This is a genomic window from Bartonella sp. AA86SXKL (genome assembly GCF_042196885.1).
Genome location: NZ_JBHIRE010000220.1, coordinates 1 through 315 on the forward strand (window position 1 = coordinate 1; position 315 = coordinate 315).

General features: G+C 32.4%; 1 protein-coding gene. It reads right to left on the minus strand.

Features of this window, described 5'->3' with window-relative positions; genetic code table 11:
* Positions 1-315 (minus strand): dephospho-CoA kinase (gene coaE, locus ACFIO5_RS11080; RefSeq protein WP_375705432.1); only part of this gene is annotated, 315 nt, incomplete at both ends.

The window sequence follows — 315 nt, forward strand, 5'->3', positions numbered from 1 at the left end:
CATCAGACATTTGCCTCCCATTGATAAAAGCAAATTTTTTTTCACTCATATTTTGGCGAATCATCGCACGCTCTTTTTGTATTGCCAATGGAGCAGAAACAACAACCACACTATCTACACGTTTTTCACCTTTCGTTTCAAGAAGAAGTGGAATATCAAGAACAACTAATTTTTCTCCCTGTTGACGCGCTGTATCAATGAATTTTTTTTCTTTTTCTTGAACCAAAGGATGTATTATTTTTTCTAAAGTTTGTAATTTTTCATTATCGTTGATCAAAATTTCAGAAAGTTTTTGGCGATTTACTTTACCATTTT